Here is a 15,324-nt window from a genome sequence, read left to right on the forward strand (position 1 = left end):
CTATATTTCAGTCGATTAAGAAAAGATAATATTCTGCTTTTCACTATAGATAAACAAAAAAAAGTGCGTTTGTCAGCATAAAATAACGGTACAAAGAGCCGAATAAAATGCTGCATTCCAGGGTATTATTCTGCCTGTTTTTCAATCTTTGCTGTTTCAAACTGCCATTGCTGTTGTCACAAAACGATTAACCTGGTTAATCGCATAAAAAAGAGAAAGCGTCCGAGTAAATTATTTCGGTACACTGATTCCATCTTTTGTGATTTGGACATGCTGTTAATGAAGCTGACCATCGTTCGTTTAGAAAACTTTAGTGCTCAGGATCTCATCGATCTTGGCAAAATCTGGCCGGAATATTCCGCCTCATCATTAAGCGTAGATGAAACGCACCGGATCTATGCCGCACGCTTTAACGAGCGCCTGCTTGGCGCAGTACGCGTCACCCTGAGCGGTACGCAAGGCGCGCTGGATTCCTTACGCGTACGCGATATCACCCGTCGTCGTGGCGTTGGGCAGTATTTGGTTGAAGAAACTCTCCGCGAAAACCCGGACGTGAGTTCATGGTGGATGGCGGATGTTGGCGTTGAAGACCGCAGCGTGATGGCCGCGTTTATGCAGGCGTTAGGCTTTACAGCACAGGCGGATGGCTGGGAGAAACGCTAAAAGAAAGCCGGGTGGCACTTTGCTTACCCGGCCTACGAAGTGCTCGTTGTAGGCCGGGTAAGGCGAAGCCGCCACCCGGCACTCAATTATTTAGCATCAGTCGCCGTACCATTAGCATGCCAATCAAACACGCCAAATTCGAAGCCTTTCAGGTCGCCCTTCGCATCCCATGACAGCGGCCCCATCACGGTTTCCACTGAGTTTGCTTTCAGGTATTTGGCAATTTCAGCCGGATCGTCAGACTGGTTCAGACCGGCCTGCAAAGACTGCAGTGCGGCGTAGGTCGTCCACACAAATGCACCGCTTGGGTCCTGTTTCTTGGCTTTGATAGCATCCACAATCGGTTTGTTCGCCGGTACCTGGTCGTAGTTCTTCGGCTTAGTCACCAGCAAACCTTCTGCCGATTCACCCGCAATGTTAGACAGCGACACGTTCGCGACTCCTTCAGGCCCCATAAACTGGGTCTTCAGGCCTGCGGCACGAGACTGGCGCAGGATCTGGCCCATTTCCGGGTGATAACCGCCGTAGTAAACAAAATCGATGTTCTCTTTCTTCAGACGCGCCACCAGCGTAGAGAAGTCTTTCTCACCGGCGGTGATCCCGTCGAAGAACACCACGTCAGCGTTGGCTTTCTTGAGGTTGTCCTGCACGGACCGCGCCAGGCCTTCGCCGTACTGCTGTTTGTCGTGAACGATAGCAATACGCTTCGGTTTCACTTTTTCAACGATATATTTGGCGGCCGTTGGGCCCTGATCGGAATCCAGGCCGGTGGTACGCATCACCAGTTTATAGCCGCGCGCGGTGAGTTCCGGTGCCGTTGCCGCAGGGGTGATCATCAGAATACCTTCGTCTTCATAGATATCTGACGCAGGTTGAGTGGACGATGAGCACAGGTGGCCGATAACGTATTTAATCCCGTCGTTGACCACTTTGTTAGCAACCGCTACCGCTTGTTTCGGGTCACAGGCATCGTCATATTTCACCATGACCAGTTTGTCGCCCTTCACGCCGCCCTTAGCGTTGATATCTGCAATGGCCTGTTCTGCGCCGGTAAATTCCTGATCGCCATACTGCGCCACCGGGCCGGACATCGCGCCGACGACGGCAACTTTAATATCCTTAGCAAAGGCCATATTGCTCAAAGACAGGGCGATACATCCTGCCAATAACGCTTTACCCTTCATATTCATCCTGACAATCCCCATTATTGTGGTTATTACGTGTGTTGTGATGTTGTTGTTCAGCACTTTATATCGATTATTGGATAGCTACCCGTGCTTTAGCAGCATACTCTGCTAAAACATACCCGATTTTTATTATTTTGGAATAGCTAAATTTACATCCAGATAACAAATTCGCATTGGGGGAGAGGAGGAAAGGAAAGGACGTAGGTCCGATAAGCAAAGCGCCATCGGGCAAACATTTTGCCGGATGGCGACGTAAACGCCTTATCCGGCCTAAAAAAAACCCCCGAATTCACATTCGAGGGTTGATTGGCCATTCGTGAAAATTACGCTTCGATTGCGGCGCGCAGTTTTTTCATGGCGTTCTTTTCAAGCTGACGAACACGTTCAGCGGAAACGCCGTAGCGATCGGCCAGTTCCTGCAACGTAGACTTGTTGTCTTCGTCCAGCCAGCGGGCGCGGATAATATCCTGGCTACGCTCGTCCAGACCTTCCATTGCGTGAGTCAGCTTGTTCGCGGCCTGATCTTCCCAGTTATCCTCTTCAATGCCATCAGCAAAGTTGGAGGATTTATCCTGCAGATACAGAACCGGAGCCATCGGCTGGCTGTCGGACTCGTCGTCCGAAGACATGTCAAACGTCATGTCCTGCGCCGCCATACGGGATTCCATTTCGCGCACGTCTTTGCTGGAAACGCCCAGCTCGCGGGCAACCATTTCCACTTCATCCTGATTAAACCAGCCCAGACGCTGCTTGGTTTTGCGCAGGTTAAAGAACAGCTTACGCTGTGCTTTGGTGGTCGCGACCTTCACGATACGCCAGTTACGCAGAACGTATTCGTGGATCTCAGCTTTGATCCAGTGCACGGCGAAGGAAACCAGGCGCACACCCACTTCCGGGTTGAATCGACGCACGGCTTTCATCAGGCCGATATTACCTTCCTGAATCAGATCCGCCTGCGGCAGGCCATAGCCCGCGTAGTTACGAGCAACATGAACAACAAAGCGCAGGTGAGACAGGATCAGCGTTTTAGCTGCTTCCAGATCGCCCTGGTAATGCAGCTTTTCAGCCAGCGCCCGCTCCTCGTCAGCCGACAACATCGGCCACGCGTTCGCAGCCCGGATGTAAGACTCCAGGTTACCAACAGGGGCTAAAGCTAAATTTTGCATTTCTTTGGTCATTCAAATCCTCTCAATCTTTGTCATCTGGCGTTGGTAAAAACCAATAGCAACAACCATGCCAGAGCTTATGAGCAACGAGAATATCATTCAATCTTTTATCAGACAGTGATTTTATCCACAAGTTCCATGTCGTAATGTGTATAAATTACGCACAAAATGTGACATCACGATGAATGCGCCGGGAAGAGAAAACAGGGCTCTTTCCCTGCAGAGCGAACTACTCAGTGCAGGGAAAGATTATACCAGAGATTTTTTAATCGGGGGTAAAGTGGCGTAAATGTTGAACCGTGGCAAGCCAGGCTGCCACCCAGCCAATCATTGAGCATACCAGCAGGAGCAGCAGGCACTCATCGAATGATAAGCCGTTGATATCAAACTTCGTTCCGAAAATTTGCGCCACTTCCGTGACCGCTGACGACAGTCGCATCACCAAAATTTCTGACAAAATCAGTGAAAGAAATGCGCCAGAAAAACCGAGCAGCGCGCCGCCGTAGAGGAACGGACGCAGGATAAATCCATCCGTTGCACCAATCAGTTTCTGCACGTTAATGGTATCGCGACGCGCAAAAATGCTCAGACGCACACTGTTACCGATGACCAGGAAGACCGCCGCAACCATCAGCACGCCAATCATCGCTGACACACGACCGACCAGGCCCGTTAACGCCGCCAGTCGCGCAAACCAGCTGTCATCCATGCGAACTTCATCGATACCGTTGATTTGTGCAATGCGATCACGCAGCGTGTTCAGTGATTCCGTGCCCTGGAAATCCAGTTTCGGAATCACCACCGCCACGGCCGGAAGTGGGTTTTCTTCCAGCATATCCAGCGCGCCGCCAAAGCCGGACCAGTTACGGAATTCGCCCAGCGCATCGTCACGGGAGAGGTAATTCACTTTCTCCACGCCCTGCTCGGCCTGTAACTGCCCCACCACACGTGCCGCCGCATCATCATCCAGCGTTTTTTGCAGATATACGGTGATCTGCGGGGACGGGTAATACTGGCTTGCCGCCTGGTTCACGTTCTTGTAGACCATGTAACAAACACTTGGCAACGTCAGTGAGATAGCGATAACCATCACCGTCAGGAACGTCGCCAGCGGCTTGCTTTTCAGGTCCTGCAACGCCCCCTGGAACGCATAGCGCACTTGCTCGTTAAAGACGTTGGTTTTACGCGAGTTCGGTTTTGGCGACGCTTTCGCACGTTTTGGCGCGTTGCGACCGCCCTCTCCTGGCGCACCGCCCGATTTACGGAAACGATCCAGTCGTCCACCGAACTGTTTGATTTGATTGATAGCATCGCGTCTATTCATTCACCAGGCCTCCGTGCAAGTGTCCGTCACTCAGGACAAGCTGGCGATAAGAACGACGGGAGATCAGCCCAATATCGTGCGTCGCCATTAATACCGTTACCCCGACGCGATTAAACTCTTCGAACAGACGCAGGATCCCTTCTGACAGCGCGTCATCCAGGTTCCCCGTCGGTTCATCCGCCAGCAGTACCGCAGGCTTGTTCACCACCGCGCGGGCGATGCCCACACGCTGCTGTTCACCGCCGGAGAGTTGAATCGGGAAGTTTTTCGCTTTGTCCAACAGCCCGACTTTATCCAGCGCCGCCGACACGCGACGACGAATATCGTCACCGCTGGCACCCGCAATGATCAGTGGGATTGCCACGTTGTCGAAGACGGTTCTGTCCATCAACAGGTGGTGATCCTGAAAAATCATGCCGATCTGGCGACGCAGAAACGGCACCTCACGGTTTTTCAAACGGCTGATGTCGTGCCCGCTGAAGTAGATCTTCCCGGCGCTGGGCCGTTCAATTCCACAGATCAGCTTCAGCAGGGTACTTTTACCCGCGCCGGAGTGGCCGGTCAGAAACGCCATCTCGCCAGGCTGCATATGGAATGTGACTCCCTGCAGCGCTTGTCTCCCACCGAGATAGGCCTTGCTGACATGTTCAAAGCGAATCATTGTTAATCCTCTCGGGCAAAAAGTGCCTCTATAAAATCGCCCGCTTTAAACGGACGTAAATCCTCGATACGTTCGCCCACACCGATATAGCGGATAGGGATGCCAAACTGATCGGCAACCGAGAAAATGACCCCACCTTTCGCCGTTCCGTCCAGCTTGGTCAGGGTGATACCGGTTAAACCCACCGCTTCATGGAACAGTTTGGCCTGGCTTATCGCATTCTGCCCGGTGCTGGCATCGATAGTCAGCATAACTTCATGCGGCGCATCTTCGTCCAGCTTCTTCATCACACGAACGATTTTTTTCAATTCTTCCATCAGGTGCGATTTATTCTGCAAACGCCCTGCGGTATCAGCGATCAGCACATCTACATTACGCGCCTTCGCCGCCTGAATGGCGTCAAAGATAACGGAGGCGGAATCCGCACCGGTATGCTGAGCAATCACCGGAATATTGTTACGCTGACCCCAGACCTGCAACTGCTCTACCGCCGCGGCACGGAAAGTATCGCCCGCCGCCAACATCACTGATTTACCCTGCTGCTCAAACTGACGCGCCAGCTTGCCAATGGTGGTGGTTTTACCCACGCCGTTAACACCAACCATTAAGATAACAAATGGCGTTTTACCCTCAACATTCAGCGGTTCATCAACTTTAGCCAGAATCTCGCCCATCTCATCTTTCAGCAGGCCGTACAACGCTTCTGCATCTTTGAGCTGCTTGCGGCTGGCGCCTTCCGTCAGATTCGCAATGATCTTGCGGGTCGTTTCTACGCCCACATCGGCGATCAGCAGTTGCTCTTCCAACTCTTCAAACAGATCATCGTCGATCTTTTTACCACGGAACAGACTGATAAATCCGGAACCGAGGTTTTCTTTGGTTTTCAGAAGGCTACGCTTCAGGCGCGCAAAGAAACCTTCTTTCGTCGGTTTTTCCTGCTCCTGCACAGCGTCTTCTACCACCGCCTCTTCTGCTGCTGGCGTGTCTTCAACAGGCTCAACAATCGCGGCATCTTCAGCAATTTCTTCCACCGCTTCAGCTGCCAACGCCTGTGCTTCCAGCTCTTCATCAGTTAGCTGTGGCTCGTTTTCAGCTTCTTCTTCAACTGCCTCAACAATTTCAACGGTTTCCGCTTCAGCCTGCCACTCTTCTGGTGAAACGTCTTCGGCTTTAACCTCTTCCGGCAGCGGTAATTCTTCGTGTTCGGTCACTGCCGCGGGTGCCGGAGTTTCCACTATGGATTCAACGACCGGTTGCTGTTGTTGAGCAACAGGTTCTTCTTCCGGCTGCAGTTTTTCAATTTCCGCAACCTGTTCAGTGACGTCAACAACTTCAGCTGCAAAGGCTTCAGTTTCTGCCTCGCTATGCGTTTCCTGCGCGCGTGACGGCTCATCAACGACGGTAGCTTCTTCAGTAACCGGTTGTTGTTCTTCGTTTTTTAGTTCTGTCTCGTTTTCCGGTGCCTGCTCTTTTTGACCAAAGCCCAGCCAGGAAAAAAAGCCACGTTTTTTCTCTTTCGCCATTTGCGACTACACTCCCCCGCTGTTGCTTCATGGCACAGCGTCAACGCTATGTACATAGCAGCTAAAAAAATGATGAAATAGTCTATCACTTAACTTAACTCACATCACCGCCTGGAATGACACGTCAGCAGCGGATTGAGCAATAATTGAAATGAAAAAACCGAATCACTCAGGCAGCGGTCAGATCCGCATTATTGGCGGGCAATGGCGAGGCCGTAAACTCCCGGTTCCGGACAGTCCGGGTTTACGCCCAACGACCGACCGTGTACGCGAAACGCTGTTTAACTGGCTGGCCCCAGTGATGGTCGATGCCCGTTGCCTTGATTGCTTTGCCGGAAGCGGCGCGTTGGGTCTGGAAGCACTCTCCCGCTATGCGGCTGATGCCACGCTTCTGGAGATGGATCGCGCGGTTTCGCAGCAGTTACAAAAAAATCTCGCCACGCTGAAGGCAACACATGCCCGCGTCATCAACACCAACACCCTGACGTTTTTAGCCCAGACGGGTACGCCGCATAACGTAGTGTTTGTTGATCCACCGTTTCGCAAAGGATTACTGGAAGAAACATTAACACTTCTGGAAACTCGCGGCTGGCTGGCAAACGAAGCGTATATTTACGTTGAAAGCGAAGTCGAAAACGGCCTGCCTGCGGTTCCGGTTAACTGGTCGTTGTACCGCGAAAAAGTGGCTGGGCAGGTTGCTTATCGCCTGTATCAACGTGAAGCACAAGGAGAGCAACATGCTGATTAATCTGGGACGTCTGTTAATGCTGTGTGTCTGGGCATTCCTGCTCCTGAATATTTTTCAACCGTTCCCACGTCCGCTCAATATCTTCGTGAATGTGGCGCTGGTGTTTATGGTGCTGATGCACGGCATGCAGTTGGCGCTGCTGAAATCAACCATGCCGAAAGATGGCCCGCAAATGACCAACGGTGAGAAAATCCGTATTTTTCTGTTTGGCGTATTTGAACTGCTGGTCTGGCAGAAGAAGATTAAAGATCAGTTGAAGAAATAAATTGAGATCCCTTCGCCCGGTGGCGCTCTGTTTACCGGGCCTACGGACTTGTAGGCCGGATAAGGCATCAGCCGCCATCCGGCATTCGTTGGGTAAAATCAACAAAACGCGAACCCTTGTAGCTCAGCGTGCCTTTGTCGCCAACCGTTAACGCATGATACTGCTGGGCATCAAGACGGAACGTCTGCTCCAGGCCGCCGCTTTGCGGTTTGAAGCTGGCTTCATAGCGCATACTGGTGCCCGCTGGCGTCACTTCCTGTTGACGTGAACGCCGGTCATTTAGCGGCTTTTCTCGCTTATTACTCACCACCACCCTCTTTTGTACCAACGGTGCAGCATCATTTTCCGCTTTTTCCCGCCGCTGCTGGACAAAGCGAAACGACGCGGCAATAACGATTAAGACAATGATGACAATAAAAAAAATCGGTGGCTTACTCATATTATTAACCCATCAGAAAATGCGGAAATAAGCATACCTTGCCTGTTATGGTGTTGTCATCTGGCGGTATCGGACTCTACACTGGTCAATAGAGCCGTAAGCACCCCGCTTACGAAAAAATAACGAATTCAAGGAACTAAGATGCTTTGGTCGTTTATCGCTGTTTGTCTTTCCGCATGGTTGTTCGTGGATGCTTCCTATCGTGGGCCCGCCTGGCAACGCTGGGTCTTTAAACCCCTGACGTTATTGCTCCTGCTGCTGCTGGCCTGGCAGGCGCCAATGTTTAACGCCATCAGCTACCTGGTACTGGCCGGCTTGCTTGCCTCGCTGCTGGGTGATGCGTTGACGCTATTGCCACGTCAACGTCTGTTGTACGCCATTGGCGCGTTTTTCCTGTCGCACCTGCTGTATACCATTTACTTCGCCAGCCAAATGACGCTGTCGTTCTTCTGGCCTTTACCGCTGGTGCTGCTGGTGTTAGGTGCGTTGCTGATCGCCGTGATCTGGACGCGCCTGGAAGAACTGCGTATCGCCATATGTACCTTTGTCGGTATTACTCTGATGATGGTCTGGATGGCAGGCGAACTGTGGTTCTTCCGCCCGACCGCGCCGGCGCTGTCCGCATTTTTGGGGGCCTCTCTCCTGTTCATCGGCAACATTGTCTGGCTGGGGAGCCATTACCGTTACCGCTTCCGCGCGGACAACGCGATTGCGGCGGCTTGCTACTTCGCCGGGCATTTCCTGATTGTTCGTTCGCTGTATCTTTAAAAACCCTTGACTCTGGAGTCGACTCCAGAGTGTATCCTCCGGTTAATACGAAATGATTATCAATCGGAGGATGCCATGTCGACACCAGAGGCCAATGGCAAAAAAGCCCCACAGTTCTCTTCATTCAAGCTCGCGCCTGCACCGCAGAAAGCTGATGACTGCTGCTGTGAAGGCAGTTGCTCAACCCCACCACCCGTTTCTGCAACCGTATTAGGTACTCGCTATTCCTGGAAAGTCGCGGGCATGGATTGCGCGGCCTGTGCGCGTAAAGTCGAAAATGCGGTCCGCCAGGTCAGCGGCGTTAACCAGGTTCAGGTTCTGTTCGCTACCGAAAAACTGGTGGTGGATGCCGGTTCCGATGTCCGCCAGCAAATTGAAAGCGCAGTGCAGAAAGCCGGCTACACCCTGCGCGATGAGCAGGCGCCAGAAGAAGCCCCCGAATCACGGTTTAAAGAAAATCTGCCACTGATTTCATTGATTATCATGATGGCCATCAGTTGGGGACTGGAGCAGTTCAATCACCCCTTCGGCCAGATAGCCTTTATCGCCACCACACTGGTGGGTCTGTACCCCATTGCACGTCAGGCGCTGCGCCTGATGAAGACCGGTAGCTACTTTGCCATTGAAACGCTGATGAGCGTCGCCGCCATCGGAGCATTGTTTATCGGTGCAACGGCGGAAGCGGCCATGGTACTGCTGTTGTTTTTAATTGGTGAGCGCCTGGAAGGATGGGCTGCCAGCCGGGCCCGCAAAGGCGTTAGCGCATTGATGGCGCTGAAGCCGGAAACCGCCACGCGCCTGCGTAATGGCGAGCGCGAAGAGGTCGCAATCAATACCCTCCAGCCTGGCGATGTTATCGAAGTTGCCGCAGGTGGGCGTTTACCTGCCGACGGTAAGCTGATCTCCGGTTTCGCCAGCTTTGATGAAAGCGCCCTGACCGGCGAATCGATCCCGGTTGAACGCGCCACCGGCGAGAAAGTCCCGGCGGGCGCCACCAGCGTGGACCGTCTGGTTACGCTGGAAGTGCTCTCCGAGCCGGGTGCCAGCGCTATCGATCGCATTCTGAAGCTGATTGAAGAAGCGGAAGAACGCCGCGCGCCCATTGAGCGCTTTATTGACCGTTTCAGCCGAATTTATACCCCGGCCATCATGGCGATTGCCTTGCTGGTCACGCTCGTACCGCCGCTGCTGTTTGCCGCTTCCTGGCAGGAATGGATTTATAAAGGGCTAACGCTGCTGCTGATCGGTTGTCCGTGCGCACTGGTTATTTCAACCCCTGCCGCAATCACTTCCGGATTAGCCGCAGCGGCGCGTCGCGGGGCGTTAATCAAAGGCGGTGCCGCACTGGAACAGTTGGGCAGAGTCACACAGGTCGCGTTTGATAAAACCGGCACCCTGACCGTCGGTAAACCGCGCGTCACGGCGATTCATCCGGCAAGTGGGCTAGACGAAGCCGAACTGCTGGCGTTGGCAGCTGCCGTTGAACAAGGTGCAACGCATCCGCTGGCCCAGGCCATTGTCCGTGAAGCACAAACGCGTGAACTGAGTATTCCACTGGCGACAGAACAGCGTGCGCTGGTTGGCTCAGGGATTGAAGCACAGGTAAACGGCGAGCGCATACTGATTTGCGCGGCAGGCAAACATCCTGCTGATGCCTTTGCCGGGCAGATAAGCGAACTGGAAAGCGCAGGCCAAACCGTCGTGCTGGTCGTGCGTAACGATGCCGTACTCGGCGTACTGGCCTTGCAGGACACACTGCGCGACGATGCCCGTACCGCCATCACCGAGCTGAATCAGCTCGGTGTGAAAGGGGTGATCCTGACCGGCGACAATCCTCGCGCGGCAGCCGCTATTGCCGCTGAACTGGGGCTTGAATTCAAAGCGGGGCTATTACCGGAAGATAAGGTACAGTCTGTTACCCAGCTCAACCAACTGTCACCGCTGGCGATGGTCGGCGATGGGATCAACGACGCGCCGGCGATGAAAGCCGCCACCATCGGTATTGCCATGGGTAGTGGAACCGATGTTGCACTGGAAACCGCCGATGCGGCCCTGACACATAACCGTCTTCGTGGTCTGGTGCAAATGATTCAACTGGCGCGCGCAACCCACGCCAATATTCGACAAAATATTGCGATTGCGTTGGGTCTGAAAGGGATTTTCCTTGTTACCACACTGCTGGGGATAACCGGATTATGGCTGGCAGTACTGGCAGATACGGGGGCAACGGTGCTGGTAACCGCCAACGCGCTGCGGTTGTTGCGTAAAGGATAGTGCCTGTTTCTCGCCTGATGGCGCTTCGCTTATCCGGCCTACAGGTTACACCGCCCTTGTAGGCCGGATAAGCGTTAGCGCCATCCGGCATCGCTTAATGCCCTTTGCGCACCAGATAGCGGTATGGCAAAGAGTCGGTCTCTTTGGCCACCAGTTCATGTTCCATAAACGTACAGAAGCCGGGAATGTCACGGGTTGTTGCCGGATCGTCTGCAACAATCAGCAGCGTCTCACCGGCCTGCATACCACGCACGGTTTTACGCACCATCATGACGGGCTCCGGGCAGCGCAGCCCCTGCGCATCAAGAGTATGGTCGGGAGAAGTAAACAGATCGCTCATCGTAGTCTCATTCATACAAAAACGGCGTTATTTTACGCTCTGTTGTGGCGTAAGCCAATCAGGTTAACGATTGCGTGAAAAACAACCATTGCAATGTGTTTTTAAAGCAGTATCATGCGACGGTTTTTTATTGGGTTCCCTCACCCCATCCAACAAAAAGGTCACAATATGACTCCGTTTACACAAAATCAGCGCGTAAAAGCGTTGTTCTGGCTATCGCTATTTCATCTGCTGGTGATCACCTCCAGCAACTATCTGGTGCAGCTTCCGATCTCCATCTTTGGTTTTCATACCACCTGGGGCGCGTTTAGCTTTCCGTTTATTTTCCTCGCGACCGATCTGACCGTGCGTATCTTTGGCGCACCGCTGGCAAGACGCATCATCTTTGCCGTGATGGTTCCTGCGTTGCTGATCTCCTATGGCGTGTCTTCACTGTTCTATATGGGCTCCTGGCAAGGTTTTGATGCACTGCTGCACTTTAACCTGTTTGTCGCCCGTATCGCTGCCGCCAGTTTTATGGCTTACGCGCTGGGACAAATTCTGGATGTGCACGTCTTTAACCGCCTGCGTCAGAACCGTCGCTGGTGGCTCGCGCCTACGGCCTCAACGCTGTTTGGCAACATCAGCGATACGCTGGCGTTCTTCTTTATCGCCTTCTGGCGCAGCCCGGATGCCTTTATGGCCGAGCACTGGATGGAAATCGCGCTTGTCGATTACTGCTTCAAAGTGCTGATCAGCATTATTTTCTTCCTGCCGATGTATGGCGTGTTGCTGAATATGTTGCTGAAAAGGCTGGCAGATAAATCTGAAATCTCTGCATTGCAGACGAGTTAAAGGTTCATTTTCCGAGTTGTGATAAGATGGACGAATGAGCCGTTATGGCCGTTTATCGAAAGGAAGAAGTCAATGCGCAATCTGGTTAAATATGTCGGTATTGGCCTGCTGGTTATGGGGCTTGCGGCCTGTGATAATAGCGATACAAAAGCGCCAGCAGAGGGTGCTGCCGCACAAAGCAGCGCCGCCGGACAACCGGTTAACCTGCTCGACGGCAAACTCAGTTTTTCCCTGCCGGCAGACATGACCGATCAGAGCGGCAAGCTGGGCACTCAGGCCAACAACATGCACGTTTATTCTGACGCAACCGGCCAGAAAGCGGTGATTGTGATTGTCGGTGACGATACCAGTGAAGCACTGCCTGTACTGGCAAAACGTCTGGAAGATCAGCAGCGTAGCCGTGACCCGCAACTGCAGGTGGTCACTAACAAGTCAATTGAGCTGAAAGGCCACACGCTTCAGCAGTTAGACAGCATCATTTCAGCGAAAGGCCAGACTGCCTACTCCTCCGTGGTGTTGGGCAAAGTGGACAACCAACTGCTGACCCTGCAAATCACGCTGCCAGCTGATGATCAACAGAAAGCACAGACCACGGCAGAAAACATCATTAACACGCTGGTTATCCAGTAATCGTTAAGACGATGATGCGGCCTCCGGTGACACCACCTGAGGCCGTTTTTTTAACCGCCATGTCAGCAATAACGCCACCGCCACCAGCCCTGCGGCCGCCAGATAGATAACCGGTACACCCGCCCACGTCATCACCAGTCCCGCCAAAGGCCCGGTGACACCCAGCGACAAATCCATAAATACCGTATAAGTCGCCAGTGCCGCGCCCTGATTCTGCTGCGGGACCGCTTTTACCGCTACCACACCCAGCGCCGGGAAGACCAACGAAAACCCTGCGCCGGCCAGTAGCACGCCCATTTTCGCCATCCACGGCATGGAAGCCATCCCGACCAGCAACAGCCCAACAATTTCGACGCTAAAGCAGATCATCGCGACATTCAGCCCACCTAATCGGTTGATGCCATTTGGGAATAGCAGACGAGTACCGACAAACGTGCAGCTAAATAGCGTCAGCGCGAATGCCGCGCCGTCCCAGCCTTTCGCGTCGTAAAACAGGGTAATAAACGTGGCGATCACCCCAAAGCCGGCAGAGGCCAACGCCAGTGCCATACCGTACGGCCAGACTCGTCCAAGCACCGCGCGAAACGGTAACGGTTTGCCTTTACTGGCTTTCACTGCCGGACGCGGCAGCGCCAGCAATATTGCCAGCAGCGCCACGGCCATCACGGTCAGCGCCAGCCCCTGTAAGCCACCCCAGGCGTAGCACAGCACCCCCAACGGCGCACCGATCGCCATCGCCCCATAGGTGACAATACCGTTCCATGAAATCACCCGTCCAATGTGCATTGAGCCAACCACCCCAACGCCCCACAATGTAGAGCCGGTCCCGGCAAAGCTTTGCCCGATGCCCAGAATAACGCGCCCCAGGCACAGCAGTAATAAACTGGCCAGCGGCCAACCATGAGCGCTCCCTGCCAGCAAATAGCCCAGACCACTTAAAAAACAGCCGCACAGTCCAAATACCACAATCTTTTTCGGCCCCAGCAAATCGGCATAGCGACCGGCATGAGGGCGGCTCAACAACGTCGCGAAGTATTGCAGACTGATAACCAGCCCGGCCCAGAAGGCACTAAATCCCATAACATCATGGACATAACCCGGCAAAACCGCGAGCGGGAGGCCGATGGTCAGATAGCTGGCGAAGTTAAACATCACCACGGAGACAATGCGCAGATTGAGGCGCAATCCGCTCAGCGTCGGTTCAGCGACGGGTTCGGGCATGGAGGGTCACCACATATTCACAACAGTGTTTCATTTCTACCATGTTGCAGCCCAGAAATCAGTAACCAGATTAGGAATATCGGCAGTAAGCCAGCCGCTACACTTAATGCAAAAATGCACACAGGAAGAAGACATGACGACCATCCAGCCTGACAAAACAGGTTTGCACATTTTGCTTAAACTGGCCGCGCTGGTGGTGATCCTCGCGGGTATACACGCCGCAGCCGATATTCTTGTGCAGCTACTGCTGGCCCTGTTTTTCGCCATTGTGTTGAACCCCCTGGTAACCTGGTTTATTCGTCGGGGGATCCGTCGCCCGGTAGCCATTACGCTGGTGGTCGTCGTGATGCTCATCGTCCTTACCGCACTGGTTGGCGTTCTGGCGTCGTCAATCACAGAATTCATGGCCATGCTGCCCAAGTACAATAAGGAGCTGACGCGCAAAGTCCTGTATCTGCAAGAGATGGTGCCGTTTCTGAATTTGCATATGTCACCAGAGCGCATCCTGCAACGTATCGATTCCGACAAACTCATGACCTTCACAACCACGCTGATGACCAGCCTTTCCGGTGCGATGGCCAGCGTCGTTCTGCTGGTGATGACGGTGGTCTTTATGCTGTTTGAGGTACGTCACGTCCCCTACAAAATGCGCTTTGCGCTGAACAATCCGCAGATCCATATTGCGGGGCTGCATCGGGCATTAAAGGGCGTATCTCACTATCTGGCACTGAAAACGTTACTCAGCTTATGGACTGGTGCCATCGTCTGGCTGGGGTTGGCGCTAATGGGCATTCAATTTGCTCTGATGTGGGGCGTGCTGGCCTTCCTGCTCAATTATGTGCCCAATATAGGCTCGGTTATTTCCGCCGTGCCGCCTATGATTCAGGCGTTGCTGTTCAATGGCCTGTACGAGTGCGTGCTGGTCGGCGCGCTGTTTCTGGTGGTGCATATGGTGATTGGCAATATCCTTGAGCCACGTATGATGGGGCATCGCCTGGGATTGTCGACGCTGATCGTTTTCCTTTCCCTGTTGGTGTGGGGATGGCTGCTCGGTCCCGTGGGCATGTTGCTCTCCGTCCCATTAACCAGCGTGTGTAAAATCTGGATGGAAACCACCACCGGCGGCAGCAAACTGGCCATTTTGCTTGGTCCTGGCAGACCCAAAAGTCGGCTACCCTGAAAAACTACCAACCGAGGTAGTTTTTATCTTTTTATATGCCCGTTAAACTGATATCCATACAGGTATATATCGCAATTTATCTTAAATAAAGAGTGAAAAGG

The 15,324-nt window shown here is 53.3% G+C and carries 16 protein-coding genes; 8 read left to right on the plus strand and 8 right to left on the minus strand.

Translation table 11 applies throughout. The annotated features are described in order from the left end of the window. Positions 1 to 279: 279 nt before the first annotated feature. Positions 280 to 663, plus strand: a complete 384-nt coding sequence (gene panM / locus NNO02_RS19855) for an aspartate 1-decarboxylase autocleavage activator PanM (protein ID WP_202039655.1) — start codon at positions 280 to 282, stop codon at positions 661 to 663. 86 nt (positions 664 to 749) lie between these two features. On the opposite strand, the gene NNO02_RS19860 is transcribed toward panM, so the two are convergent. The 5 genes from NNO02_RS19860 to ftsY all read right to left on the minus strand — a co-directional run bounded on the left by NNO02_RS19860 (position 750) and on the right by ftsY (position 6,524). Further along, on the minus strand, positions 750 to 1,853 hold the full coding sequence (locus NNO02_RS19860; RefSeq protein ID WP_271448685.1) for a branched-chain amino acid ABC transporter substrate-binding protein: 1,104 nt from the start codon (positions 1,851 to 1,853) through the stop codon (positions 750 to 752). A gap of 320 nt (positions 1,854 to 2,173) precedes the next feature. Continuing rightward, positions 2,174 to 3,028 carry an RNA polymerase sigma factor RpoH gene (rpoH, locus tag NNO02_RS19865; protein WP_003023425.1) on the minus strand — a complete coding sequence of 285 codons (855 nt, stop codon included), beginning with the start codon at positions 3,026 to 3,028 and terminating at the stop codon, positions 2,174 to 2,176. Positions 3,029 to 3,281: 253 nt separating this feature from the next. Continuing rightward, on the minus strand, positions 3,282 to 4,340 hold the full coding sequence (gene ftsX, locus NNO02_RS19870) for a permease-like cell division protein FtsX (RefSeq protein ID WP_202037526.1): 1,059 nt from the start codon (positions 4,338 to 4,340) through the stop codon (positions 3,282 to 3,284). Beyond that, positions 4,333 to 5,001 (minus strand): cell division ATP-binding protein FtsE, encoded by a 669-nt coding sequence (gene ftsE, locus NNO02_RS19875; protein ID WP_137381973.1) that lies wholly within the window; start codon positions 4,999 to 5,001, stop codon positions 4,333 to 4,335. The genes ftsX and ftsE overlap by 8 nt, the downstream gene beginning before the upstream one ends. A 2-nt stretch (positions 5,002 to 5,003) precedes the next feature. After that, on the minus strand, positions 5,004 to 6,524 hold the full coding sequence (gene ftsY / locus NNO02_RS19880; protein WP_271455555.1) for a signal recognition particle-docking protein FtsY: 1,521 nt from the start codon (positions 6,522 to 6,524) through the stop codon (positions 5,004 to 5,006). A gap of 151 nt (positions 6,525 to 6,675) precedes the next feature. Here ftsY and rsmD point away from each other — a divergent pair, with 151 nt between their 5' ends. Then, entirely contained in the window at positions 6,676 to 7,272 is a 597-nt protein-coding gene (rsmD, locus tag NNO02_RS19885) for a 16S rRNA (guanine(966)-N(2))-methyltransferase (protein ID WP_271455556.1), read from the plus strand. After that, positions 7,262 to 7,537: a DUF1145 family protein gene (locus NNO02_RS19890; protein ID WP_271455557.1), complete on the plus strand. Its 276-nt coding sequence runs from the start codon at positions 7,262 to 7,264 to the stop codon at positions 7,535 to 7,537. The genes rsmD and NNO02_RS19890 overlap by 11 nt, the downstream gene beginning before the upstream one ends. 67 nt (positions 7,538 to 7,604) lie before the next feature. Here NNO02_RS19890 and NNO02_RS19895 read toward each other — a convergent pair whose 3' ends face one another. Beyond that, positions 7,605 to 7,976: a DUF2500 domain-containing protein gene (locus tag NNO02_RS19895; RefSeq protein WP_271455558.1), complete on the minus strand. Its 372-nt coding sequence runs from the start codon at positions 7,974 to 7,976 to the stop codon at positions 7,605 to 7,607. Positions 7,977 to 8,117: 141 nt separating this feature from the next. On the opposite strand from NNO02_RS19895, the gene NNO02_RS19900 reads away from it, so the two are divergent. Then, positions 8,118 to 8,744, plus strand: coding sequence for a lysoplasmalogenase (locus NNO02_RS19900; RefSeq protein WP_137381978.1), 627 nt, complete (start codon positions 8,118 to 8,120; stop codon positions 8,742 to 8,744). A 75-nt stretch (positions 8,745 to 8,819) separates the two neighbouring features. Then, positions 8,820 to 11,018: a Zn(II)/Cd(II)/Pb(II) translocating P-type ATPase ZntA gene (gene zntA / locus NNO02_RS19905; RefSeq protein ID WP_271455559.1), complete on the plus strand. Its 2,199-nt coding sequence runs from the start codon at positions 8,820 to 8,822 to the stop codon at positions 11,016 to 11,018. A 94-nt stretch (positions 11,019 to 11,112) separates the two neighbouring features. Here zntA and tusA read toward each other — a convergent pair whose 3' ends face one another. Then, positions 11,113 to 11,358 carry a sulfurtransferase TusA gene (tusA, locus tag NNO02_RS19910; RefSeq protein WP_038635021.1) on the minus strand — a complete coding sequence of 82 codons (246 nt, stop codon included), beginning with the start codon at positions 11,356 to 11,358 and terminating at the stop codon, positions 11,113 to 11,115. Positions 11,359 to 11,526: 168 nt separating this feature from the next. Between tusA and NNO02_RS19915 the strand changes: the two genes are divergently transcribed. Together NNO02_RS19915 and NNO02_RS19920 are read left to right on the plus strand one after the other, a co-directional pair. Then, positions 11,527 to 12,192 (plus strand): 7-cyano-7-deazaguanine/7-aminomethyl-7-deazaguanine transporter, encoded by a 666-nt coding sequence (locus NNO02_RS19915; RefSeq protein WP_005121575.1) that lies wholly within the window; start codon positions 11,527 to 11,529, stop codon positions 12,190 to 12,192. Positions 12,193 to 12,264: 72 nt separating this feature from the next. Next, positions 12,265 to 12,822: a DcrB family lipoprotein gene (locus NNO02_RS19920; protein WP_005121574.1), complete on the plus strand. Its 558-nt coding sequence runs from the start codon at positions 12,265 to 12,267 to the stop codon at positions 12,820 to 12,822. A gap of 3 nt (positions 12,823 to 12,825) precedes the next feature. On the opposite strand, the gene NNO02_RS19925 is transcribed toward NNO02_RS19920, so the two are convergent. Beyond that, positions 12,826 to 14,043 (minus strand): MFS transporter, encoded by a 1,218-nt coding sequence (locus tag NNO02_RS19925; RefSeq protein ID WP_271441311.1) that lies wholly within the window; start codon positions 14,041 to 14,043, stop codon positions 12,826 to 12,828. A gap of 133 nt (positions 14,044 to 14,176) precedes the next feature. On the opposite strand from NNO02_RS19925, the gene NNO02_RS19930 reads away from it, so the two are divergent. Beyond that, positions 14,177 to 15,223, plus strand: coding sequence for an AI-2E family transporter (locus NNO02_RS19930; RefSeq protein WP_202037518.1), 1,047 nt, complete (start codon positions 14,177 to 14,179; stop codon positions 15,221 to 15,223). Positions 15,224 to 15,324 lie beyond the last annotated feature (101 nt).

The sequence above is a fragment of the Citrobacter sp. Awk 2 genome, assembly GCF_028069815.1.
GTDB lineage: Bacteria > Pseudomonadota > Gammaproteobacteria > Enterobacterales > Enterobacteriaceae > Citrobacter.